Consider the following 21,665-nt stretch of genomic DNA (forward strand, 5'->3'; position numbering starts at 1 on the left):
TTGTCTTGCTTCGGCAGGATTCCCCGCCTATACGCGCGTTCATGCTTGATACCGCCACCAACCAACCCGTATTGCCGCCCGAGATTGCCCGACGCCGGACATTCGCCATCATCTCGCACCCGGATGCGGGCAAGACGACGCTGACTGAAAAGTTCCTGTTGTACGGGGGCGCCATTCAGATGGCCGGTCAGGTGCGCGCTAAGGGTGAGGCGCGGCGGACCCGGTCGGACTTCATGCAAATGGAGAAGGATCGCGGTATTTCGGTTTCCGCATCGGCAATGTCGTTCGACTACGGGAACTTTCGGTTTAATCTAGTGGACACGCCTGGTCACTCGGACTTCTCCGAGGACACCTATCGCACGCTGACCGCAGTGGACGCCGCCGTTATGGTGATCGACGGTGCAAAAGGTGTGGAAAGCCAAACACAGAAGCTGTTCGAGGTCTGCCGCCTGCGCGATCTACCTATCCTGACCTTCTGTAACAAGATGGACCGCGAAAGCCGCGATACGTTCGAGATCATCGACGAAATTCAGGAGATGCTGGCCATCGACGTCACGCCCGCTGCGTGGCCGATTGGCGTGGGTCGCGATTTCATCGGCTGCTATGACATGCTGCGCGACCGACTGGAATTGATGGACCGCGCCGACCGCAACAAGGTAGCTGAAAGCATTCAGATCAACGGTCTGGACGACCCCAAACTGGCCGAACACGTACCCGAGCATCTGCTGGACAAGCTGCTGGAAGAGGTCGAGATGGCGCGCGAGCTGCTGCCTGCTCTGGACCCGCAGGCGGTTCTTGAGGGGCACATGACTCCGATCTGGTTCGGCTCGGCGATCAACTCGTTCGGGGTCAAGGAACTGATGGAAGGTATCGGCGCCTATGGCCCGCAGCCGCAGGTCCAGTCCGCTGAACCCCGACAAATTGCGCCCGATGAAAAGAAGGTCGCCGGTTTTGTCTTTAAGGTGCAGGCCAACATGGACCCCAAGCACCGCGACCGGGTTGCATTCGTCCGCATGGCAAGCGGTCATTTCAAGCGCGGCATGAAGTTGACACACGTGCGATCCAAGAAACCGATGGCGATTTCGAACCCCGTGCTGTTTCTGGCCTCTGACCGCGAACTGGCCGAAGAGGCCTGGGCCGGAGACATCATTGGTATCCCCAACCACGGTCAGCTGCGCATCGGTGACACCCTGACCGAGGGCGAAGCGCTGCGTGTGTCCGGGATCCCGTCATTCGCACCGGAATTGCTGCAAACTGTCAGGGCAGCCGACCCGCTGAAGGCCAAGCATCTGGAAAAAGCCCTGATGCAGTTTGCCGAAGAAGGCGCAGCCAAGGTTTTCAAGCCGTCGATTGGTTCGGGCTATATCGTCGGCGTCGTTGGCGCGCTGCAGTTCGAAGTCCTCGCCAGCCGGATTGAGATGGAATACGGTCTGCCCGTCCGGTTCGAGGCGTCGCAGTTCACCTCTGCCCGCTGGGTGAGCGGTGACAAGGCCGAGGTTGAAAAGTTCGTCAACGCTAATAAACAGCACATCGCCCATGATCATGACGGCGACATCGTCTATCTGACGCGCTTGCAATGGGATATCGACCGGGTCGTGCGCGACTACCCCGAGCTGAACCTGACAGCGACTAAGGAAATGATGGTTTGATCCGGGTCTTGTAGTTTGGGCACCGTTCTCTAGGGTTCCGAAGCATGGCGGATTTGGATCAGGAAAACTATCCCGGCGGCTTCTATTCGGTGATGCGCCATCTGGAACGCAAAGAAGTTCCTTATCGCGATCCACAACGGGTACTGCCGCCGCCGGACGTTGATCTGAGTGAACTTGCCCAAACACCCGTAGAAAAACCTGACCCGGACGCCAGCTTTGACCACAAGCAGGACGCGCGCAGGAAGTACCACGCGCTGCAGCAGGAATTTACTGGCCAATCGCTGCTGCATCTTGTTCACGCAATGTGCATCGCATTGCTGCGCCGGCATCCGTCACCGGCTGAGGCACGGGCGCTGTTTCTGCGGATGTGGCGGGAAAAGGGTTCAGAGTTGGCGCGGGACCTGCCTGTGCGTTGGCTTATTTCCTCGGCAACCACATTCGCCGACCATGGCGAAACACTGGATCAGCGCTTGGGCGGACAGGGTCTGTACCTGTTGTACGATCTGATCAAGCTGCATGATAGCGAGCGTCGGGTATCCCTTCGTCCAAACGATCAAGCCTTTGAGACGCAGGGTGAAAAACACCACGACGTTCCATTGGCATTCGGCATGGCGGGCTATTCGCTAAGGAATGGCGATCTGGATCGCAACCTTTTGGCACGCCTTTGGCGTCATGCAGAAAACGACGCGGTGTTGCGCCCGCTGGGGTACCGGATGTTGAAACTGGTGATGTACGACCCGCGCAGCATTTTTGGGCGTATCCAGCACTACAAGACCCGGCAGTCCCTGTTGGATCACATTGATGACTGACGGCTCTGGCTGGGGCATTGTTTCAACGGTTCGGGGCCCTGCCCCGGATATCCTGCGATTTGTTGCCTATCACCTCGATCTTGAGGTCGACCGGCTGCACATCTATCTGGATGAACCCAATTCCAAAGCTTTCGATGCCCTGGTTCGGCATCCGAAGGTCGACGTGCAAACATGCGATGAGGCCTTCTGGGCCAGCCGCAAGCGTGAACGGCCCGAACGGCATCAAAACCGTCAGACCGCAAATGCGTCATTCACCTATCGCAAGACCAATCTGAATTGGTTGGCCCATATCGACATGGACGAGTTTCTGTGGACGGACCGTCCCATTCCCCAGCAACTGACCGATGTTCCCGACCACATCCCTGCTGTACGTGTCCGCCCGATCGAAGCCGTGGGCGGTGGTACGGATCTTTATAAGGCGCATCTTCCAAAGACCCCCCACCGTGACGCCCTCGTACAATCGCTGTACCCGCGTTATGGCGCCTTTGTTTTGGGTGGGTTCTTCAGCCATTTGCAGGGTAAGCTGATCGTCCGGACGGGCCTGAAGAAACTGAGTTTTCGTATTCACAACCTGTTCCAGGAAAAAACGCTCTTGCCCTGCAAGTTCGAATTGCCGGGGTTGGAGCTGTGCCATCGGCACGCCCCCGACTGGGAACATTTTAAGGCTCACCTTCGATTTCGCCTGGCGCGTGGCTCGTATCAGCCAGGAATGTCCCTGAATGTTCCACGTGAACGGGGCGGCATGAACATGAACGAATTACTCAGCTGGATCGAGGCCGAAGGCGGCATGGATGGGCTGCGTGCATTTTTTGACGAAATCAGCGGTGCAGACCCCGACGTGAGAACCCGTCTGGAACAACATGACCTGATCCGATATCGGCCCCTGGATTTGGACGAAAAAGTCAGGAAACACTTTCCCGGAAGTGACTGAATTGTTGCGAGAAATCCGCAGAGCGAGCACAGTAAAAACCTTAAAGAGGTCTTCATTTGACCATACCCGGTGTTTTTGTTATGTCCCCCTCCAAGCCGAAATTGCGCAATGCAGCGTATGGCCATCCGGGCCCGGCACACCTTTGACGCGCGGGCCAGGTCTAATGTCCGCATGAACCGGACTTACATGACAAAATTTAACGAACTGAACCTGAACCCGAAGGTCCTCAAAGCCATTGAGGAAGCCGGATACGAATCCCCCACCCCGATCCAAGAAGGCGCAATTCCACCTGCGCTGGAAGGTCGCGATGTATTGGGGATCGCCCAGACCGGCACGGGAAAAACTGCAAGCTTTACGCTGCCGATGATCACAATGCTGGCACGGGGCCGCGCGCGCGCGCGGATGCCACGGTCGCTGGTGCTGTGCCCGACACGGGAACTGGCTGCACAGGTCGCCGAGAATTTCGACACCTATAGCAAACACCTGAAACTGACCAAGGCGCTGTTGATCGGAGGCGTCAGCTTCAAGGAACAGGACGCACTGATCGACCGTGGCGTCGATGTTCTGATCGCAACTCCCGGCCGACTGCTGGACCATTTCGAACGCGGCAAACTGCTGTTGACCGGCGTGCAGATCATGGTCGTGGACGAAGCTGACCGGATGCTGGACATGGGTTTTATCCCCGATATCGAGCGCATCTTCTCGCTGACGCCGTTCACCCGCCAGACGCTGTTCTTTTCGGCCACCATGGCGTCCGAGATTGAACGCATCACCGACACTTTCCTGTCCGCCCCCGCGCGGGTCGAGGTTGCCCGACAGGCGACCGCCTCGGAAACCATTGAACAGGGCGTGGTCATGTTCAAAGGCGGCCGTCGCGATCGAGAGGCCAGCGCCAAGCGCAAAGTCTTGCGCGCACTGATCGATGCCGAGGGTGAAAAATGCACCAACGCGATCATCTTCTGTAACCGCAAGACAGACGTTGATATCTGCGCAAAGTCGCTAAAGAAATACGGCTATGACGCCGCCGCGATCCACGGCGATCTGGACCAATCACAGCGGATGAAAACGCTGGACGGTTTCCGCGACGGCTCGTTGCGGTTGCTGGTTGCCTCGGACGTGGCTGCGCGTGGACTTGATGTCCCGTCGGTCAGCCATGTTTTCAATTTCGACGTCCCCGGCCACCCCGAGGATTACGTTCACCGCATCGGCCGCACCGGTCGTGCCGGGCGCGATGGCAAGGCGATTACTATCTGTTCGGGTCGTGACGAAAAAGCGCTGGCTGCGATTGAAAAGCTGATCCAGAAGGACATTCCAAAGCTCGACAATCCGGTCAAGGACGAACCCAAAGCCGACACGCAGAAGCCTGAGAAAAAGACCAAGTCTGCCGACACGCAAAAGAGCGAAGGCAAAAAGAGCGACCGCAAAAAGGACAAAGAACCTAAAGGTCGTGGCCGTCGTTCGGATAACGGCAACGCGGTTGTGGGCATGGGCGATCACCTGCCCAGCTTCATTGCCCTAAGCTTTGCCGAGCGCCGTGCTGGTTAAATCGCCAGCACCAGCGCCAGGATCGACAACCCCAACAACGCCATCCCGGCGATCTCACGCCGGGTAATGGTCTCGCGGAAAAACAGGATCGATGCGAACAGGCTGAGCAACAGTTCGACCTGCCCCAGCGCTTTGACATAGGCCGCGTTCTGCAAGGTGAACGCAAAGAACCAGCAAAACGATCCGCCCAGACTGGTCAAACCGACAAACACCCCTGTTCGACGTGTCTGCCACACCGCAAGCAGTTCGGTCCGGTCGCGCCACAGCAGCCATAGCGCCATGCTGAGGAACTGGAACGTCACAACCGCGGCCAGAGTGATCAGAGCGCGAAACCACGCGTCGATATCACCCAGTTCAAGCGACGCACCCCGGTAACTGACGGCGGAAAAGGCGAACAATACGCCTGACCCCAACCCTAGGCGCGACGCCCGGTTGGTCAGATGTTTCCACCACGCCCCGTCGCCTCCGGGTGATTTGGACAGCAAAAGCACCGCCATCAATCCCAGCAAGATCGCAACCAGACCCCCGTACGAGATCTGATCGCCCAGCACCAGAAAACCGACAATTGCGGTCTGAATTACTTCGGTTTTCTTAAAGGTAATCCCAACCGCAAAATTTCGTTGCTTGAACAAAGCGACCACGCAGATCGTTGCCAGAATTTGCGCGGTGCCACCGATGACAGCGTATACCCAGAACCACCCCGTCAGCGGCGGCACGCTGAAGCCAGTCACTTGCAGCGCCACAATCAGCCCCAAAAGCGCCAGTGGCATCGAATACGCGAACCGGGCAAACGTCGCCCCGGCCGCACTTAGCTTTACGGTGCTGAGGGATTTTTGCAGCATGAACCGCACTGTCTGGAACGAGGCGGCAGCGATTGTTATGGGAATCCATAAACTCATGGCCCCCTTGTGTCGCTAAATCAAGGCTTTGGCCAGAGAGGATGTTCCACCGGATCCTTGGCCCGCAGGAAATACGCCTTAAAGATCTGCGCGTAAGACCGGTAGACATAAGCCTCATTCCGGGTCTGATACCGATCTTTGCTGGCGCGATATAGCGCAGGCAGGCGGTACCACGGCGCACCAGGATTCATGTGATGAACCACATGCAGGTTGTTGTTTAAAAACAGAAAAGCCAGCAACCCACGATCTTCGATAATCACAGTACGGGCCTGCGGATTTTCATGCGCGCGATGTTCAAGGAAGGTGCGGATCTTCACCAGCCCCAGCCCGATATAGGCGGACAGAACATACGCCCAAATCGGCATTGCCGAGTGCCCAACCACCCACAGAACCAAGGCCACCCCAACCAGATGCAGCGCCCAGGCCCGCAGGATGCCAAGGTCGCCCAGCAACGCACCGCGCAATTCATTCCGCGTGAATATGAATTGGCCAATTGCCGGACCCAGCACCATGCGCCCCAACAACGTGTTGTTCACAGACAGCAGCCATCGCTGCCACCCGGCAAATGCGCCCCAGACCTGTGGATCCAGATAGTTGGTTTCAGGATCGTCATAGGGGTCGGTCAACGTCTCATCCCGGTGATGGGCCAGATGCAGGTCGCGGAACCTCTGATACGGGATGAACAGGGTCAGAGGCAGCGCCATCAGGCCCTCATTCAGCCAATTTGTACGAAACGGGTGGCCGTGCAGCGCCTCATGCGTCAACGAGGAATGGAGCGCCGCAACCAGACCCATCACCGGAATTGCCAGCCAAACCGGCATCAGGAAAATCACCGCCAACCACGCCCCATAGCAAGCCAGGATCAGGGCGAACGTGCCCCATTCGGGTGCTGCGGGCCTAGACATTGCGCCCCCATGAGATTTTGGCCCAGACGCGCTCGTAAATAACGTACATCGTCAATCCGATGGCCGTATTTACAATCGCCAGTGTCCCGCCCACAGCCGCCGAGCCAGTCGCGACCAGCCCGACCAGTGTCATCACCAGCAAGCCCATCGCATTCCACAGCACCGCTTTCACGACTGATCTGCGCCGTGTTTCCATTCCGTCACCCATATTATTGTTGTGTCTTCAAAATTACGGGTCACGGCATCCGTTGAAAATTCTGAATATGATTAACAAAACTCATCAACTGTGATATTTTTAAACAAATGCAGGAAAAAATCGACAAAAGAGACCGCGCGGCACAGTTCCGTACTCGCCTAGCCCGGGCGATGGAGGAGCGACACGTCAGTCAAAGCGCGCTGGCGCGTCAGATTGCGGTGGACCGTTCGACCGTATCGCAGCTTTTGACGGGTGAAGGCGCGCGCTTGCCAAATGCACATGTGGTAGGCAGTTGCGCCTCGGCGCTGGGGGTTTCGGCGGATTGGCTTCTGAGCCTGTCCGACCGACCCGAAAGCGCAGCGGAATTGTTGGCCAGCTCGCTGACAATGACCGAAGCACCACGTGCGCTGGTGGATGAGCGCATCTTTGAGTGGCATCAAGAAGCCGCAGGGTACAAAATCCGTTATGTTCCAGCGACTTTGCCCGACATGTTAAAGACCCGCGCGGTGCTGGAGTGGGAATATGCCCCGCATCTGGGGCGGACGGCGGATCAGGCCATCGGTGCCTCGGCTGACCGGCTGATGTGGATGCGCAGCGCGCAATCCGACTATGAAATCGCCATGCCGCTGTATGAAATCGATAGTTTCGTCCATGCGCGGGGCTATTACGACGGTCTTTGTCCCAAAATCCGGCTGGAACAGATCGACCATCTGCTGGAGATTTGCCAACAGCTTTACCCGCGTCTTAGAATCTATCTGTTTGACGCAAAACGGCTTTATTCCGCTCCGGTCACGATCTTCGGTCCTTTGCTTTGTGTTTTCTACGCCGGCAGCCACTATATGGCCTTTCGGGATCGTGATCGGATCGAAACCTTCACCCGCCATTTCGACCGACTGGTACGCGAGGCTGACCTGACTGCGCGCGACTTCTCAGAACACCTTAAACGGCTGCGCTCGCAAATTTCCGACCACTAAGGATGCACCTAAGCCTGTCTTGTGCTATCGTCGTTCGGCGCGAACCTTCGGGTATTCCGATCACAGACGGAGGACGACAGGAATGGACGCACTACAGACCGCTCAATACGCACGGGCCTTATATACTGTTCACGGCGACCGGGCCGAGGCGGAAGCCGCACAAAAGATGCGCGAATGTGAAGCCGCCGGAAATAGACAGGAAGCGCTAGACTGGCAAGCTGTCCGCCAGACCATCCGCCAAATTCGCGGGCCAAATCAGGGCTAGCTTCAGCGTTTCGAAAAAGCCCTGCCCCAAGCCGATTACCAATGCCCTTATTGCGCCAGGGCATTGGGGTTCTGTGTGTTTTCTAAACCGAGTTAGATTTTCGGATCTGGATTCACCGTGTGCCCATCCACGGCAATAACCTGCCCCGAAACAAGCCGCGCCGCATCCGAGGCGAGGAACACGGCCATGTTTGCGATATCGTGACCTTCAACAAAGCGCCCCATCGAGGTACCCGAGGCATACCCCGCATAGACCTGATCGCGGGTCATACCTTTTGCGGCCGCTTCGCGCGCCAGCACACCCTCCATCCGTGGGCCTTCAACCGCTCCAGGACAAATCGCATTTGCGCGAATACCGTGGGGGCCAAGTTCCATCGCAAGGGTTTTCATCAGGCCAATCACCGCCCATTTCGCCGCTGCATATGGCGCGCGGTACGGGTACCCGTATTGACCAGCAGTTGACGACGTCAGGGTGATGCTGCCCGCCTGCGCGGTCTTCATCAAAGGGACTGCATGTTTCACGGCCAGAAAAGCGCCCTCGAGGTTGACCGAAACGCAGGACCGCCAATCTGCCAACCCGATATCCTCGATCGCGTTTGTCGGTCCTGCCGTGCCTGCATTGGCGCACAGCGCATCCAATCCACCTTCGGCTGCGATATCCTGAAAAACGGCGCTCATATCGGACTCACTTGCGGCATCTGCGCGACGAGCCTCCCAGTGATCCGGCACCGTATTCAAAGCAGCCTCGTCAATATCCGTGATCCAAACACCATAGCCTGCATCATCAAATGCTTCGGCCATGGCACGGCCAACGCCCGAGGCGCCAGCCGTAATCAGAACCCGCCGGGTCATGCGGGTTTCCGGATCGCGGCGCCCGCGCCTTCGGGGTAGAGCAACCCGGCCTGCGCCTCAGCGATCCGCGCCATGGCGGCCTCGATTTCCGGCGACGGTGCACTGGGGCGGCGAGATTCAAGGCTGACATGCAGCAGGAAGCTTTCGCCCGTGGCCAGCAGCTTGTCGCCCTCATACATGCTGTGGAACACGTGCAGTTTCTTGCCCTGCCCCAACAGCATCTGCGTGCGCACTTCGATCTTGGCGCCTGCGTGTGCTTCGTCGACATAACGGATGTGGTTTTCAGCGGTGAAATAGCTGCCGCCCGAGGTTATGTAATCCGCGTCGCAGCCGATGATCTCCATGAACCGGTCGGTCGCGGCAGCGAAGGCTTCCAGATACCGCGCCTCGTTCATGTGGCCGTTGTAGTCGGTCCAATCCAGCGGTACCGCGCGCGACAATGTCAGGATCGGCTGGCTTAGGTCTGCCTGTTCCAGCGTCGGCAACGCGCCGGGTTTCAACCGCGCGTCATGCTGGTTCAGCACTGCGCCTGCTCCATAATTCTGCGCTTTGAGCGCGCGCATCATGCCCACAAGGTTGTTGTCACGGATCCGCTCCAGCTCGCGGATCGAGTGCATGCCCGACTGCGCGTCCGACTGATCCGCGATCAGGTCGACCAGTTCATCAGTAAAGTCCGGCACGTCCATCAACTTGGTCCACGGCCATTTCAACGCTGGCCCGAACTGAGCCATGAAGTGCCGCATCCCGGCCTCACCTCCGGCCACGCGATAGGTTTCAAACAGGCCCATCTGCGCCCAGCGAATGCCAAAGCCCATGCGGATGGCCTCGTCGATCTCTTCGGTCGTGGCGATGCCGTCTTTGACTAACCACAATGCCTCGCGCCAAACGGCTTCAAGAAATCGGTCAGCGATATGCGCGTCGATTTCTTTCTTGATGTGCAGCGGGAAAAACCCGACGGACTTCAGCAGTTCTTGCGCCTTGGCAACCATCTCGGCCGAGTTTTTGCCGGTTGGGACTAGCTCAATCAACGGCAGCAGATAGACTGGGTTGAACGGGTGCGTCACCACGATCTGCTCGGGCCTCAACGCGCCCTCCTGCAATTCGGACGGTTTGAAGCCGCTGGTCGAGGAGCCTATGATCGCATCTGGATCACAAGCCTCCTGCAACCCCTTGTAGACCTTCAGTTTCAGGTCCAGCCGTTCAGGCACGCTTTCCTGTATCCAGGCGGCACCCTGCACGGCCTCCGCCATATCTTCGTAGAACGTCAGAGATCCCTCGGTCGGCAATGGCACATCGCTCAGCCCCGGCAACGAGCGGCGCGCATTGTCCAGAACCTCACCAATCTTACGCTCGGCCTCGGGGTCCGGGTCAAACACCCGGACGTTCCAGCCGTTCAGTAGAAATCTAGCGGCCCACCCGCCGCCGATGACGCCGCCGCCAATGATCGCTGCTGTTTTTGTCATTGTTCCTCACTACAATCCAAAGTGCCGAAGATCCCTCCGACAGCGTCACGTATTGTGAATTTCGTTTTGCCCAACTGTTCCATTTCCCAAGTCTCGTTTAGCAAGACTACACCTTCATCTTCGCAAACCACGTCAAGAGCATAGGTCGCCGAAAGTGGCTGTACGCTGTTCACGCGACATCCACCCAGGCTGTGCCGATGTATCCAAAATGGTACCGACAAGACGTTTTCCTTCAATTGTGCACACAGCCCCGTCTGGGTCGCCAAATACTCATCGACAGCATCAGGAGTTTCCGCACTCAGTGGCGCGGCACAAATCAGACACACCAACCAGAACGGCTTCACTTCGCCACTGGCGCCCGCTTCACTAGCCCCAACTTGTCACGCACTTCCTGCGCGCCGATCACCCGCGCGCCCATGTTCTCGATGATAGTCCCGGCGCGTTCGACCAGTTGCCAATTCTCGGCCAGCACGCCCTTGTCCAGCCACAGGTTATCCTCAAGCCCGACGCGCACGTTGCCGCCCGCCAATACAGCCGCCGCGGCATAAGCCATCTGATTGCGGCCCAGAGCAAACGCGCTGAACGTCCAGTCATCCGGCACGTTGTTGACCATCGCCATGAAGGTGTTCAAGTCATCCGGCGCGCCCCACGGCACGCCCATGCAAAGTTGCACCAATGCCGGGCTGTCCAGCACGCAATCCTTCACCAGCTGCTTGGCGTACCACAGATGGCCGGTGTCAAAGGCTTCGATCTCGGGCTTCACGCCCAAATGTGTCATCATCCGACCCATCGCCTGCAGCATGCCCGGCGTGTTGGTCATGACGTAATCGGCTTCGGCAAAGTTCATGGTGCCGCAGTCCAGCGTGCAGATCTCCGGCAGGCATTCCGCAACATGTTCGACCCGCGCGGCTGCACCGATCATATCAGTCCCGTCCTCGCGCAGCGGCAGCGGAGATTCGGTTGGGCCAAACACCATGTCCCCACCCATCCCGGCGGTCAGGTTCAGAACGACGTCAACCTCAGCCTCGCGAATGCGGTCCGTGACTTCGCGATACAGGTCCAGACGGCGGCTGGGTACACCGGTTTCAGGGTCGCGTACATGGCAATGCACCACCGCCGCCCCGGCCTTGGCTGCGGCAATCGCACTGTCGGCGATTTGCTTGGGTGAGCGCGGCACATGTGGGCTGCGATCCTGTGTCCCTCCCGAGCCGGTCACGGCGCAAGTGATGAAGACTTCGCGGTTCATTTCCAGAGGCATTGTGTTTTCCCCAAGTTATACCCGGTTTTGCCGTGAGTTTTCCCCAGGCTTCTCCACGGATTCCGATTTGCGTTCACCCCCGACTCTGACGCAGCCTTGTGGAAACACTTGCCAGAATGCGAATCGAACTTGATGAAATCCGCAAAAAACATACTCCAACCCGAACATCGCGCCCTGAAAACGGCCGTGCTGGTTCTGGACGAATGCAACACGCTCAGCTTCGCCTCGGCCGTTGATCCGATGCGGGCTGCCAACCGTCTGGCGGATCGTCCTGCTTTCGATTGGGACTACGTGACCGCCACGACAGAGCCTGCAATGTTGACCAGCGCACTGAACGTACCGGGTGTTCCGCTGGCACGGTTGCAAAGTTGCGATCTGATGATCGTTGTCGCGGGGTTCCAACTGGCCCGACACGCCACACCCAGTCTGCTGGCCGGACTGCGCCGTATTGCGGGCACTGGTGCCACCATGGCGGGCATCGACGGAGGCCCCTGGCTGTTGGCCGAGGCTGGCCTGCTGGATGGACACGCCGCCACAACTCACTGGGAAGACTTGGACAATTTCGCCACCCGATTCCCCGATGTTGACGTTCGCCCCGATCGTTTCACCGTATCCGGCAATCGCCTGACCTCAGGTGGCGCTATCCCAGCGGTCGAAATGATGCTGCACATTATCGCCGCCCGCCACGGTGCCGGTTTTGCTGCCCGCGTCTCGGGTCTTTTCCTGTACGACGGTGCGCCCGAGCCCACAAAACCGCAAAGCCGGACCGGTGCCCCACACCGCCATACGGCGCTGACGGCCAAGGCGAACACCTTGATGGAATCTTCGCTGGACGAGCCGCTGCCACTGGCGGACATCGCCGAAACCCTCGGCACCAGCCCCCGCACCCTGCAGCAGCAATTTCGCCTGCGCCTGAACACAACGCCGCAAGACCACTATCTGCAGTTACGCCTGGCCGAGGCCCGCCGCCTGGTTACCGACACCGACATGCCGCTGATGGATGTGGCCCTGGCTACGGGGTTCGCCTCACAATCCAGCTTTGCACGTGCTTTCCGCACCGCACACGGCCTCTCGGCCCGTGACCTGCGGCAGGAACGCATCCAGCCCACCCATCACTGACGGGATCTTCTTCATCTGGCTAAAAATATCTCGGGGCGCGCGCGCAGCGCGTAGGTGGCAGAGCCCCCTAAAAGGGCATCGGATGCGTTCGGTGCGCCTGACTGATTTCTGCCACGACCTCATCGGACAGCCGCAAGTCCTTACCGGCCAGGATATGCTCCAGCTGTGCCACCGAGGTCGCGCCGAAAATAGCGGACATCACGAACGGCCGCGTCCGACACCAGGCCAGTGCCATATGCACCGGGTCCAACCCATGCCGCTCAGCAATCTCCAGATAAGCCGCCACGGCACCAAACACGCGTGGACCGGTGCGCCCGCCCATCTCGGGCACCAGCGACATACGTGATCCGACGGGCACCGCATCACCCTGATACTTGCCGGTCAGAAATCCCGCCCCCAAGGGAGAAAAGGCCATCAAGCCCACATCTTCATGCACACTGAGTTCCGCCATATCCGTATCGAAGTGCCGGCATAGAATCGAATACTCATTCTGAACCGAGGCCACACGCGGCGCGCCCATCTGCTCGGCAATCCGCAGCCATTGCGCCGTACCCCAAGCGCTTTCGTTGGACAGGCCAAAGGCGCGGATATTGCCCTTGTCGACCTGTACTTGCAGGGCCTCAAGGCAATCCTGCATGTTGTCCAATACTTCGTTGGTGTTGTGTCCCGAGGGTGAATAATTCCAGTTCTGGCGGAACATGTAACTGCCCCGGTTCGGCCAGTGAAACTGATAGAGATCAATGCAATCCGTGTGCAGCCGCCGCAGTGAGCCTTCGATCGCTTCGGGGATCGTCTTTCCCGAAATCTGCGCACCATCGCGGGCGTGGGCGAACCCTGCCCCCGAGTGTTTGGTTGCCAGTACGTAATCTGCACGACGGGACGGGTTGGCAGCGTTCCAGCTGCCCAGAATCTCTTCGGTCCGACCGACGGTTTCCCTTGCGATCGGGTTCACCGGATACATCTCGGCCGTATCAACGAAATTGATCCCGGCTGCCAGCGCCATATCCAACTGCTTGTGACCATCCGCCTCGGACGTCTGTGTGCCAAAGGTCATCGTACCCAGACATAAGTCTGTCACCGAAATTCTCGTGCGGCCTAATGGTCTTGTTTCCATTTGTCAGTCTCCGGAAAGCTTTTAAGATCAGCCTCTTAAGCCTCGGCCTTCTTCTCCCACCGGCCCGATTCCTCGGACCAGTATTGCGCCGAACAACCCGCGCTAGTTAGTGCTTTCCACTGGCCGCGCGCCTGCTGGACAGCCATATCATCATTGCCATCGAACAGGATGCAGACACGCTCCAGCGAAGCCACCTCGTCGGCGTTTACCGGCGCGCCGTCCACGGCCATGACACAGGCCGGTTCATTGGCTGCCTCTGGCCCGGTCGTCAGCAAAACAGGCTGCGCCGCGTCATGCGGGCCACCTTCGCGCCCATGTGGCAGGAACCCGTCCTCGGGCCCCAGCCACAGCTTTTCATCCAGCCAGTCCATCCGTGCCGGATCTGTGCCCCGCACGGCAATCTTCCACCCAGCCTGCCGCGCCTTGTCCAGCAGCACCGGCAAGGTGTGTTCCAAGGGCTGACGGGTCAGGTGGTAGAAATAGACGGCCCCCATACGATTACTCGAAGTTATCCTGCACCAAACGGCTGAGCGCGCGTACACCCCAGCCGGTTGCCCCTTTGGGCGCATAGGATGTTTCCGACGACACCGAGGCCACACCCGCAATATCGAGGTGAATCCAAGGCGTTTCTTCTTTCACAAAACGCTGCAGGAATTGCGCCGCTGTGATCGAGCCTGCCGGGCGACCGCCGACATTTTTCATATCAGCAATGCGCGACTTCAACTGTTTGTCGTACCCTTCGCCCAGCGGCAGGCGCCACGCACCTTCATCCTCGGCCTTGGCCGATTTCAGGAAGGCATCGCAGAACGTGTCATTGTTGGAAAATACACCGGCATTCTCGTGGCCCAGACCAATGATTACCGCGCCGGTCAGCGTGGCCAGATCGATCATGCCCACCGGTTGGAACCGCTCTTGCGTGTACCACATCACATCGCACAGAACCAAACGCCCTTCGGCGTCGGTGTTGATGATCTCGACCGTGTCGCCCTTCATCGACTTAACCACATCGCCCGGACGGCTGGCATTGCCGGACGGCATGTTTTCGACCAGTCCGACCAGACCGACCACGTTGGCCTTGGCCTTGCGCTTGGCCAACGCACGCATGGTGCCAGCGACAACGCCCGCACCGCCCATATCCATGGTCATGTCTTCCATGCCGCCTGCGGGCTTCAGCGAGATACCACCGGTGTCGAACACGACACCCTTACCCACCAGAGCCAGCGGCGCGTCGTCTTTGTCGCCGCCGTTCCACTGCATCACCACAACCTTCGAGGGGCTGACCGAACCCTGCCCGACGCTCAGCAGCGTTCGCATGCCCAACTCGGCCAGTTTGTCCTCTTCCAGAACTTCAACCTCAAGGCCTAGCTCCGCCATCTCGGCCAAACGGTCGGCGAATTCAGTGGTGGTCAGGACGTTTGCAGGCTCGTTAGTCAGATCACGTGTCATCCGCACCCCATCGGCCACGGCGTATTGCGGGGCAAAGGCGGCTTCGACCTCGTCGGGTTTCTGGTGACTGATGGTGACGGTGCCAACCTCTTCCGCCTCTTTGGTCTTGTGCGCGTCGAAATCATAGGTGCGCAGCACGATGCCCATAGTCAGATCTTCGGTCCGGACCTGATTGCCTGCCATCACCAGCACGTCCTTGCCCCCTGCCAGCTTGGCCAGCGCCGCGCCCGCCTTGCGGGCCTCGGCCGGATCAGGACGGCGGGGCAGGATCACGATATCCAGCGCCTCGGCCGCCATTCCACCAGGCCAGGCCATCGAGATCACATCGCCCGTCTTTACCTTTTCAAACCGGGAACTTTCCACCAGACGCGCCACCGCGCCACGGGTCAGACGGTTGGCCCGACGCACCGCGGGGCTCATCTTGCCGTCCGATGGGATGATTACCGCCACCCGGCCTTCGGCTTGCGCCATTGCATCCGTATCAAAGGGCTGAAACCGGATCGGGACAAGACTGCTCATTGCGAACTCCTCAAAAACTGTTCCCCAAGACCTAGCCCGCACCGCGCGGCTTGACCAGATAGCAGTTTTCCCCGCGTGCCAATTGCATTACAGTCGCGGAAAAATTCCGGCAGGATCGGGGGAGAACGAATTGGCGAGACAGGGCAGGCATATGCCGTTGCGCATTCGCGCAGGCGAAGGTGATTCTAGCCTTTTCGGTGCCGATTTCACCTGCTGCCGGATCAAGGCGGAGGCACAATCGTGATCCTCGACCGCTATTTCGCCCGCCGGTTCATGCAAAGCTTTCTGGTCATTGGCGGCATTTTTCTAACGCTGCTGATTCTGATCGATCTGGTCGAACAAGCCCGCCGGTTCAACTCAGAGGGGCTGTCCTTTGGCACGCTGCTGCACCTGACCTTGCTGAACTCACCCGCAGCGATCAGCGAGATGCTGCCCTTGCTGGTTATCCTTGCCACCATTGCATTGTTCATCGGCTTGGCGCGCAATTCCGAACTGGTGGTGACACGCGCCATTGGGCGATCCGGTATCCGGGCGCTGCTGGCTCCGGTCACGTTGGCATTGATCATTGGGACCCTCGCGGTGGCCTTGCTGAACCCGATCACCGCCGCCACGTCCGAGGAGTACCGACGCCTGTCTGATGCCTATAAAGACAAAGGCAACTCGGCGCTGTCGATCACCAGCGAGGGGCTTTGGTTGCGGCAGGGTTCGGAAAATGGGCAATCGGTCATCCACGCGCGCGGCACCACAAATGCGGATGCGTTGGAACTAACCGGCGTAACGATCGTTACATTTTCGCCGGATGGTAAACCAACACAGCAAATCAATGCCAATCGGGCACAGCTGTCGAACGGGTCTTGGATATTGCACAATGCCAAGATCTGGTCTCTGGCGGATGATATGAACCCCGAGGCGACGGCTCAAACACATCAGCGCATCGAAATTCCCACCACGCTGACGCGCCAACGCATTCTGGACACGCTGGGCCAGCAGGATTCCGTATCCGTCTACGACTTGCCACAGCTTATCCGTGACCTCCGCGAGGCCGGTTTTTCCACCAAGCAATATGAAGTCTGGTTGCAAGTTCAACTTGCGCGACCGCTTTTTCTGGTGGCCATGGTGATGATCGGCGCGGCCTTTACCATGCGCCATGTCCGTTTTGGCGGTACCGGCATCGCGGTTCTGTCCGCAGTGCTTTTGGGATTCTCAATCTACTTCGTTCGCAACTTTGCCCAAATACTCGGAGAAAACGGTCAATTGCCAATCTTCGTCGCAGCCTGGGCTCCGCCCTTTGCAGCCATTCTTCTTTCCCTTGGCCTTCTTCTCCATGCGGAGGACGGCTGATGCGGCTCATATCAAGTCTTTTGCTGTCCGGCGCTGTGGCTCTGGCAATGCCAACAGGTGCCGCCGCCCAGACCCAATCAGCCCCTGGCCCGGCGCAGGATACCCAGCAAGAGGACCAGCCCGCCCTGCTGGTGGCTGACGAAATCTTCATCACACCCGAACGCGTGCTGGTGGCTGAAGGCAATGTCGAAGCTTTTCAGGGTGACATCAAAATCACCGCTGACCGCATCACCTATGACCGCGATACCGGCGCGCTGACACTTGAGGGGCCAATCCGTATCGATCAGGCCGGTGATACGACAATCCTGGCGGACTCGGCCGAACTGGATGACGGTATTCAGAATGGCCTGCTGATCGGCGCGCGGATGGTGTTCGACCAGCAGGTGCAGATTGCTTCGGTTCAGGCCACGCGCGCGGCGGGCAGGTATACGCAGTTCAGCAAAGTTTCGGCCACCTCGTGCCATGTCTGCGCGAATGGCAAACCGCCGATCTGGCAGATCCGCGCCCGCAAGGTCACGCATGATCAACTGGAACGGCAACTCTATTTTGAAGGGGCGCAGCTTCGGGTGCTGGATGTGCCAGTGTTCTATTTCCCCTATCTGCGACTGCCGGACCCGACGCTCGAGCGGGCCACCGGGTTCTTGGTACCGTCGATCCGAACCACCTCGCAGTTGGGCACTGGCGTCCAGGTGCCGTATTTCATCAAGCTGGGTGACCACAAGGATCTGACACTGACGCCCTATGTCTCGTCAAAGACCAATACACTTGGGTTTCGCTATCGACAGGCCTTTAAAAGGGGGCGAATCCAGCTTGAGGGCGCCTATACCCGCGATGATCTGCAGCCGGGTGAAGATCGTGGATACTTGTTTGCCAATGGCTGGTTCAACCTGAACGACGGTTATCGGTTCCTTTTCAACATCAGAACAACGTCAGACGATGCTTATCTGGCCGATTATGGCCTGCCAGATCTGGATCGGCTGCGTAGCGAAGTTGCGCTGGAACGGATCAAACGCGACACGGCGTTCCGTACCAGTTTTACCCACTATAAAACCCTGCGCGATAGCGAGGAACAGGACGAAATCCCGTCACGGATCTTTGATCTGTATTATGAAAAGCGTCTGTTCCCGACCTCTGTGGGCGGCGAGGTTCGGTTGGGTTTTGTTACTCACGCGCATGAACGTACCAGCGACGAGGATATCGTCGGGCGGGACGTTGCTCGTGCCACCTTTGATGCCGAATGGCTGCGCGACTGGACTTTTGCGTCGGGCCTTCGGGCCGAGGTGCGGGCCGGTGCGTCGGTCGATGCGTTTAACATTCGTCACGACAGCGATTTTCCCGATAACGTAACGCGCACCACGCCACGTGCGGCTTTGACGCTGCGTTATCCGATGCGCAAGCGCGAGTCATCAGGGGCGACGCAGATATTGGAACCGATTGCCCAGATCGGCTGGACTCATGTCTCGGACGATGACGTGCCAAATGACGAAAGTACGTTTCAGGAATTCGATCAGGGTAACTTGCTGTCCCTGTCCCGCTTTCCAGCCCCCGACCGGCGCGAAGACGGCGTGACCGGCGTTGTGGGCCTGAACTGGTCCCGCTATGCAGCCGGCGGCTGGCGGGCTCTTGCCACGATAGGTCAGGTGTACCGTGCAGATGCTGACCCCAGTTTCAACCTGACCTCGGGCTTGCAGGGGACAACCTCAGACTTGCTGCTGGCAGGTCAGATTCAAACCAATAACGGCTGGCGTCTGGCCGGCCGTGGCTTGTTGAACGGAGATTTCAGCTTTTCCAAAGCCGAACTGCGGGTCGGCTGGCAACAGCCGCGGGTCGGCTTCACCGGAAGCTATGGCTGGCAAGAGCCGGACCCGGCTGAAGGTATCGACGACGAGATTTCCGAAGTTCGGTTGACCGGACGTTACCGGGTGGATCAGAACTGGAACACACGGGCCCTGGCGCGCTATGACCTAAGCGAATCCGAACCGATCCGCTATGGGTTGGGGGTGACGTATCAGAATGAATGCGTACAGGTTAACATGAATGTCAGTAGGCGCTTTACTTCATCATCAAGTATTGAGCCTTCGACAGAATTCGGCTTTACCGTAGCCTTGACGGGGTACTCCGTTAACAGTGGCGGCCAACAGTACAAGAGAAGATGCAGTTGATTTCAGGTTTCACCAGTTTCCTCCGCTCCGGTTGGCTTAAACCGGTCGCCCCAATGCTGATCGGGGCTGCGCTGGCTTTGACGTCGCCACAAGCTGGTGCCCAAAGCCTGTTTTCCCCGGCGATCAAAGTCAATCAAGACATCATCACCTGGTACGAGCTGTCACAACGGCAACAATTCCTGACCGCACTGGGTGCCCCCGGTGCGTCCGACGCCGAAGTCCGTGATGCGCTGATCGACGAAAGGCTGCGTCGCCAGATTATGCGCGAGGCCGGAATCCAGGCAGCCCCCGAAGACATTCAGGTCGGCATCGACGAATTTGCCGCGCGTGGGCAATTGTCGACTGACCGGTTCCTGCAACTGCTCGCTGATCAGGGTGTTGATCGCGAAACCGTTCGGGATTTCGTGGCCGATCAGGTTGCTTGGCGCGACTATGTCAGTGCGCGTTTCCTGTCACAGGCGCGCCCGTCCGAGGACGAGATCAACCGCGCCCTGGGTCAAACTGACAGCGGTGGCCTGCAGGTGCTGCTGTCCGAAATCATTATCCCAGTGAACCAGCAAACCATTGCCCAGGCTGATCTGCTTGCCCAAGAGATTGCCCAACTGCAGGGGTTTGACTCGTTTTCCGCCGCAGCCACACAATACTCAGCGGCAGCCACCCGCGATAATGGTGGACGACTTGACTGGCTGAGCCTCACCAGCCTGCCGCCAGCACTGCAACCGGTGATCCTGGGTTTGAAGGACGGAGAGATCACACAGCCGCTTTCGTTGCCCAACGCCATTGCGCTGTTCCAGATGCGCGGACTGCGTGAGGTCGCGACCAGCGCGACCAACTATTCCGAGATAGACTACGCGATCTATAATATGGCCGGTGGCCGTAGTGCTGAAACCCTGGCACGGGCGGCCAAACTCAGAGAAGAAATTGACACCTGCGATGACCTCTACGGCATCGCCAAGGACCAACCACCAGAAGTATTGCAACGGATTCAGGCCAGCCCCGGTGAGATTCCGCGTGACGTAGCGCTGGAGCTTGCCAAGCTTGACCTGAATGAGGTGTCCACCACGCTGACCCGCAACAACGGCCAGACCCTGATGTTCCTAATGCTCTGCACCCGCACCCGAGATCTGGGCGAAGAGACATCACGAGTGGACGTTGCCAACGCGCTGACGCAACAACGTCTCGAGGCTTTTGCTAACAGCCTTGTGGCACAGCTGCGCGCCGAAGCAAACATTGTCGAGCAATGACATCCCCAATCGCGCTCAGCTGTGGTGACCCGGCCGGAATAGGCCCGGAAATCGCAGCCAAAGCGTGGTCGGGCCTTCGCGACACATGTCCGTTCTTCTATATCGGTGATGCAACCCACTTGCCGCCGGGAACGCCGGTTGTTCGCATAACTGACCCGTCCGAATCTGTTAAAATCAGCGCCTCGGCGCTGCCGGTTCTGCAATTGGATTTTCCGGCGCCCAATGTCCCCAGCCAACCCGATCCGGCCAACGCGCCCTCAGTCATCGCCGCTATTGAACGCGGTGTTTCGCTGGTGCAATCCGGTGCGGCCTCGGCGCTTTGTACCGCGCCGATCCACAAGAAAGCCCTAATCGACGGCGCCAGCTTCGCTTATCCCGGCCATACCGAATTTCTCGCCGCCCTCGCCGGTCGGGACCGGGTGGTCATGATGCTGGCCAGCGCGCAATTGCGTGTGGTGCCCGCAACCATCCATATCGCGCTGTCCCAGGTGCCTTCGACCCTGACCCCGGACCTGCTGCGCGACACCATCGCAATCACCGTCCAAGGACTGCGCAATCAATTCGGTATCGCGCATCCTCGTATTGCCATCGCGGGTCTGAACCCCCATGCTGGTGAAGGCGGGAAGATGGGCCATGAAGAGTTGGACTGGATCGCGCCCCTGATCGCCGACCTCCCTGACGACAGCTATACCGTTACCGGGCCACACCCTGCCGATACGATGTTCCACGCCGCTGCGCGCGCCCGTTATGACGCAGCGATTGCGATGTATCATGATCAAGCACTGATCCCGATCAAAACGTTGGATTTCGATCGCGGGGTCAACGTGACGCTTGGCCTTCCCTTTATCCGCACCTCACCCGATCACGGCACCGCACTGGATATCGCAGGCCAAGGCATCGCCACACCCACCAGCCTGATCGAAGCACTGAAGCTGGCCCAACGCATGGCACAAAGCGCTTGACCCTTCTGTTGGC

General features: G+C 58.8%; 20 protein-coding genes. 11 read left to right on the plus strand and 9 right to left on the minus strand.

The window, feature by feature from the left end; translation table 11 throughout:
- The first annotated feature begins 41 nt into the window (after window positions 1-41).
- From ACR0B8_RS06190 to ACR0B8_RS06205, 4 genes are all read left to right on the plus strand, one after another.
- Window positions 42-1,649, plus strand: coding sequence for a peptide chain release factor 3 (locus ACR0B8_RS06190; protein WP_170375608.1), 1,608 nt, complete (start codon window positions 42-44; stop codon window positions 1,647-1,649).
- A gap of 44 nt (window positions 1,650-1,693) precedes the next feature.
- Complete coding sequence (locus tag ACR0B8_RS06195; RefSeq protein ID WP_170410119.1) at window positions 1,694-2,458, plus strand: hypothetical protein; 765 nt, start codon at window positions 1,694-1,696, stop codon at window positions 2,456-2,458.
- Entirely contained in the window at window positions 2,451-3,389 is a 939-nt protein-coding gene (locus tag ACR0B8_RS06200) for a glycosyltransferase family 2 protein (protein WP_226688363.1), read from the plus strand. The genes ACR0B8_RS06195 and ACR0B8_RS06200 overlap by 8 nt, the downstream gene beginning before the upstream one ends.
- Window positions 3,390-3,575: 186 nt before the next feature.
- Complete coding sequence (locus ACR0B8_RS06205) at window positions 3,576-4,934, plus strand: DEAD/DEAH box helicase (protein WP_170348926.1); 1,359 nt, start codon at window positions 3,576-3,578, stop codon at window positions 4,932-4,934.
- Here ACR0B8_RS06205 and ACR0B8_RS06210 read toward each other — a convergent pair.
- Genes ACR0B8_RS06210 through ACR0B8_RS06220 form a run of 3 tightly spaced genes read right to left on the minus strand, consistent with a single transcriptional unit; the run spans window position 4,931 to window position 6,934 of the window.
- Window positions 4,931-5,833: an EamA family transporter gene (locus tag ACR0B8_RS06210; protein ID WP_480658150.1), complete on the minus strand. Its 903-nt coding sequence runs from the start codon at window positions 5,831-5,833 to the stop codon at window positions 4,931-4,933. The two genes, ACR0B8_RS06205 and ACR0B8_RS06210, sit on opposite strands and share 4 nt — an antisense overlap.
- Window positions 5,834-5,853: 20 nt before the next feature.
- Complete coding sequence (locus tag ACR0B8_RS06215; RefSeq protein WP_480658148.1) at window positions 5,854-6,738, minus strand: fatty acid desaturase; 885 nt, start codon at window positions 6,736-6,738, stop codon at window positions 5,854-5,856.
- Window positions 6,731-6,934, minus strand: coding sequence for a DUF2061 domain-containing protein (locus tag ACR0B8_RS06220; RefSeq protein ID WP_170348929.1), 204 nt, complete (start codon window positions 6,932-6,934; stop codon window positions 6,731-6,733). The genes ACR0B8_RS06215 and ACR0B8_RS06220 overlap by 8 nt, the downstream gene beginning before the upstream one ends.
- 107 nt (window positions 6,935-7,041) lie before the next feature.
- On the opposite strand from ACR0B8_RS06220, the gene ACR0B8_RS06225 reads away from it, so the two are divergent.
- On the plus strand, window positions 7,042-7,908 hold the full coding sequence (locus ACR0B8_RS06225) for a helix-turn-helix domain-containing protein (protein ID WP_170375620.1): 867 nt from the start codon (window positions 7,042-7,044) through the stop codon (window positions 7,906-7,908).
- 82 nt (window positions 7,909-7,990) lie between these two features.
- Window positions 7,991-8,173: a hypothetical protein gene (locus ACR0B8_RS06230; protein WP_170348931.1), complete on the plus strand. Its 183-nt coding sequence runs from the start codon at window positions 7,991-7,993 to the stop codon at window positions 8,171-8,173.
- Between the two features lie 92 nt (window positions 8,174-8,265).
- On the opposite strand, the gene ACR0B8_RS06235 is transcribed toward ACR0B8_RS06230, so the two are convergent.
- The 3 genes from ACR0B8_RS06235 to bcoG all read right to left on the minus strand — a co-directional run bounded on the left by ACR0B8_RS06235 (window position 8,266) and on the right by bcoG (window position 11,745).
- Window positions 8,266-9,024 carry an SDR family oxidoreductase gene (locus ACR0B8_RS06235; RefSeq protein WP_170396033.1) on the minus strand — a complete coding sequence of 253 codons (759 nt, stop codon included), beginning with the start codon at window positions 9,022-9,024 and terminating at the stop codon, window positions 8,266-8,268.
- Window positions 9,021-10,487 (minus strand): carnitine 3-dehydrogenase, encoded by a 1,467-nt coding sequence (locus ACR0B8_RS06240; RefSeq protein ID WP_170358800.1) that lies wholly within the window; start codon window positions 10,485-10,487, stop codon window positions 9,021-9,023. The genes ACR0B8_RS06235 and ACR0B8_RS06240 overlap by 4 nt, the downstream gene beginning before the upstream one ends.
- Window positions 10,488-10,827: 340 nt before the next feature.
- Window positions 10,828-11,745, minus strand: coding sequence for a 3-dehydrocarnitine:acetyl-CoA trimethylamine transferase BcoG (gene bcoG, locus ACR0B8_RS06245; RefSeq protein ID WP_170358802.1), 918 nt, complete (start codon window positions 11,743-11,745; stop codon window positions 10,828-10,830).
- Window positions 11,746-11,877: 132 nt separating this feature from the next.
- On the opposite strand from bcoG, the gene ACR0B8_RS06250 reads away from it, so the two are divergent.
- On the plus strand, window positions 11,878-12,864 hold the full coding sequence (locus ACR0B8_RS06250; RefSeq protein WP_170348936.1) for a GlxA family transcriptional regulator: 987 nt from the start codon (window positions 11,878-11,880) through the stop codon (window positions 12,862-12,864).
- Window positions 12,865-12,931: 67 nt separating this feature from the next.
- On the opposite strand, the gene ACR0B8_RS06255 is transcribed toward ACR0B8_RS06250, so the two are convergent.
- The 3 genes from ACR0B8_RS06255 to ACR0B8_RS06265 are packed head-to-tail and all read right to left on the minus strand — an operon-like array spanning window position 12,932 to window position 15,943.
- Window positions 12,932-13,978, minus strand: coding sequence for an aldo/keto reductase (locus tag ACR0B8_RS06255; protein WP_226688359.1), 1,047 nt, complete (start codon window positions 13,976-13,978; stop codon window positions 12,932-12,934).
- Window positions 13,979-14,013: 35 nt separating this feature from the next.
- Complete coding sequence (locus tag ACR0B8_RS06260) at window positions 14,014-14,472, minus strand: DNA polymerase III subunit chi (RefSeq protein WP_170358808.1); 459 nt, start codon at window positions 14,470-14,472, stop codon at window positions 14,014-14,016.
- Window positions 14,473-14,476: 4 nt separating this feature from the next.
- A complete protein-coding gene (locus tag ACR0B8_RS06265) occupies window positions 14,477-15,943 on the minus strand; it encodes a leucyl aminopeptidase (protein ID WP_226688358.1) in 1,467 nt (488 codons plus the stop codon).
- A gap of 240 nt (window positions 15,944-16,183) precedes the next feature.
- Between ACR0B8_RS06265 and lptG the strand changes: the two genes are divergently transcribed.
- The 4 genes from lptG to pdxA are packed head-to-tail and all read left to right on the plus strand — an operon-like array spanning window position 16,184 to window position 21,652.
- Entirely contained in the window at window positions 16,184-17,284 is a 1,101-nt protein-coding gene (lptG, locus tag ACR0B8_RS06270) for an LPS export ABC transporter permease LptG (protein WP_170348940.1), read from the plus strand.
- Window positions 17,284-19,446, plus strand: a complete 2,163-nt coding sequence (locus ACR0B8_RS06275) for an LPS-assembly protein LptD (protein ID WP_170348941.1) — start codon at window positions 17,284-17,286, stop codon at window positions 19,444-19,446. The genes lptG and ACR0B8_RS06275 overlap by 1 nt, the downstream gene beginning before the upstream one ends.
- Entirely contained in the window at window positions 19,437-20,690 is a 1,254-nt protein-coding gene (locus tag ACR0B8_RS06280; RefSeq protein ID WP_170358812.1) for a peptidylprolyl isomerase, read from the plus strand. Before ACR0B8_RS06275 ends, ACR0B8_RS06280 begins: the two co-directional genes overlap by 10 nt.
- On the plus strand, window positions 20,687-21,652 hold the full coding sequence (pdxA, locus tag ACR0B8_RS06285; RefSeq protein ID WP_226688357.1) for a 4-hydroxythreonine-4-phosphate dehydrogenase PdxA: 966 nt from the start codon (window positions 20,687-20,689) through the stop codon (window positions 21,650-21,652). The genes ACR0B8_RS06280 and pdxA overlap by 4 nt, the downstream gene beginning before the upstream one ends.
- Window positions 21,653-21,665: the final 13 nt, after the last annotated feature.

The organism is Ruegeria sp. BH6 (genome assembly GCF_056538105.1).

Bases quoted from the DNA above. Each gene is read 5' to 3' on its own strand.
- ACR0B8_RS06240 (WP_170358800.1), bottom strand. From the start codon at position 10,487: ATGACAAAAACAGCAGCGATCATTGGCGGCGGCGTCATCGGCGGCGGG.
- ACR0B8_RS06190 (WP_170375608.1), top strand. From the start codon at position 42: ATGCTTGATACCGCCACCAACCAACCCGTATTGCCGCCCGAGATTGCC.
- ACR0B8_RS06200 (WP_226688363.1), top strand. From the start codon at position 2,451: ATGACTGACGGCTCTGGCTGGGGCATTGTTTCAACGGTTCGGGGCCCT.
- ACR0B8_RS06210 (WP_480658150.1), bottom strand. From the start codon at position 5,833: ATGAGTTTATGGATTCCCATAACAATCGCTGCCGCCTCGTTCCAGACA.
- ACR0B8_RS06280 (WP_170358812.1), top strand. From the start codon at position 19,437: ATGCAGTTGATTTCAGGTTTCACCAGTTTCCTCCGCTCCGGTTGGCTT.
- ACR0B8_RS06235 (WP_170396033.1), bottom strand. From the start codon at position 9,024: ATGACCCGGCGGGTTCTGATTACGGCTGGCGCCTCGGGCGTTGGCCGT.
- ACR0B8_RS06230 (WP_170348931.1), top strand. From the start codon at position 7,991: ATGGACGCACTACAGACCGCTCAATACGCACGGGCCTTATATACTGTT.
- ACR0B8_RS06265 (WP_226688358.1), bottom strand. From the start codon at position 15,943: ATGAGCAGTCTTGTCCCGATCCGGTTTCAGCCCTTTGATACGGATGCA.
- ACR0B8_RS06250 (WP_170348936.1), top strand. From the start codon at position 11,878: ATGAAATCCGCAAAAAACATACTCCAACCCGAACATCGCGCCCTGAAA.
- ACR0B8_RS06255 (WP_226688359.1), bottom strand. From the start codon at position 13,978: ATGGAAACAAGACCATTAGGCCGCACGAGAATTTCGGTGACAGACTTA.
- ACR0B8_RS06260 (WP_170358808.1), bottom strand. From the start codon at position 14,472: ATGGGGGCCGTCTATTTCTACCACCTGACCCGTCAGCCCTTGGAACAC.
- ACR0B8_RS06215 (WP_480658148.1), bottom strand. From the start codon at position 6,738: ATGTCTAGGCCCGCAGCACCCGAATGGGGCACGTTCGCCCTGATCCTG.
- ACR0B8_RS06220 (WP_170348929.1), bottom strand. From the start codon at position 6,934: ATGGAAACACGGCGCAGATCAGTCGTGAAAGCGGTGCTGTGGAATGCG.
- pdxA (WP_226688357.1), top strand. From the start codon at position 20,687: ATGACATCCCCAATCGCGCTCAGCTGTGGTGACCCGGCCGGAATAGGC.
- ACR0B8_RS06195 (WP_170410119.1), top strand. From the start codon at position 1,694: ATGGCGGATTTGGATCAGGAAAACTATCCCGGCGGCTTCTATTCGGTG.
- bcoG (WP_170358802.1), bottom strand. From the start codon at position 11,745: ATGCCTCTGGAAATGAACCGCGAAGTCTTCATCACTTGCGCCGTGACC.
- ACR0B8_RS06205 (WP_170348926.1), top strand. From the start codon at position 3,576: ATGACAAAATTTAACGAACTGAACCTGAACCCGAAGGTCCTCAAAGCC.
- ACR0B8_RS06275 (WP_170348941.1), top strand. From the start codon at position 17,284: ATGCGGCTCATATCAAGTCTTTTGCTGTCCGGCGCTGTGGCTCTGGCA.
- ACR0B8_RS06225 (WP_170375620.1), top strand. From the start codon at position 7,042: ATGCAGGAAAAAATCGACAAAAGAGACCGCGCGGCACAGTTCCGTACT.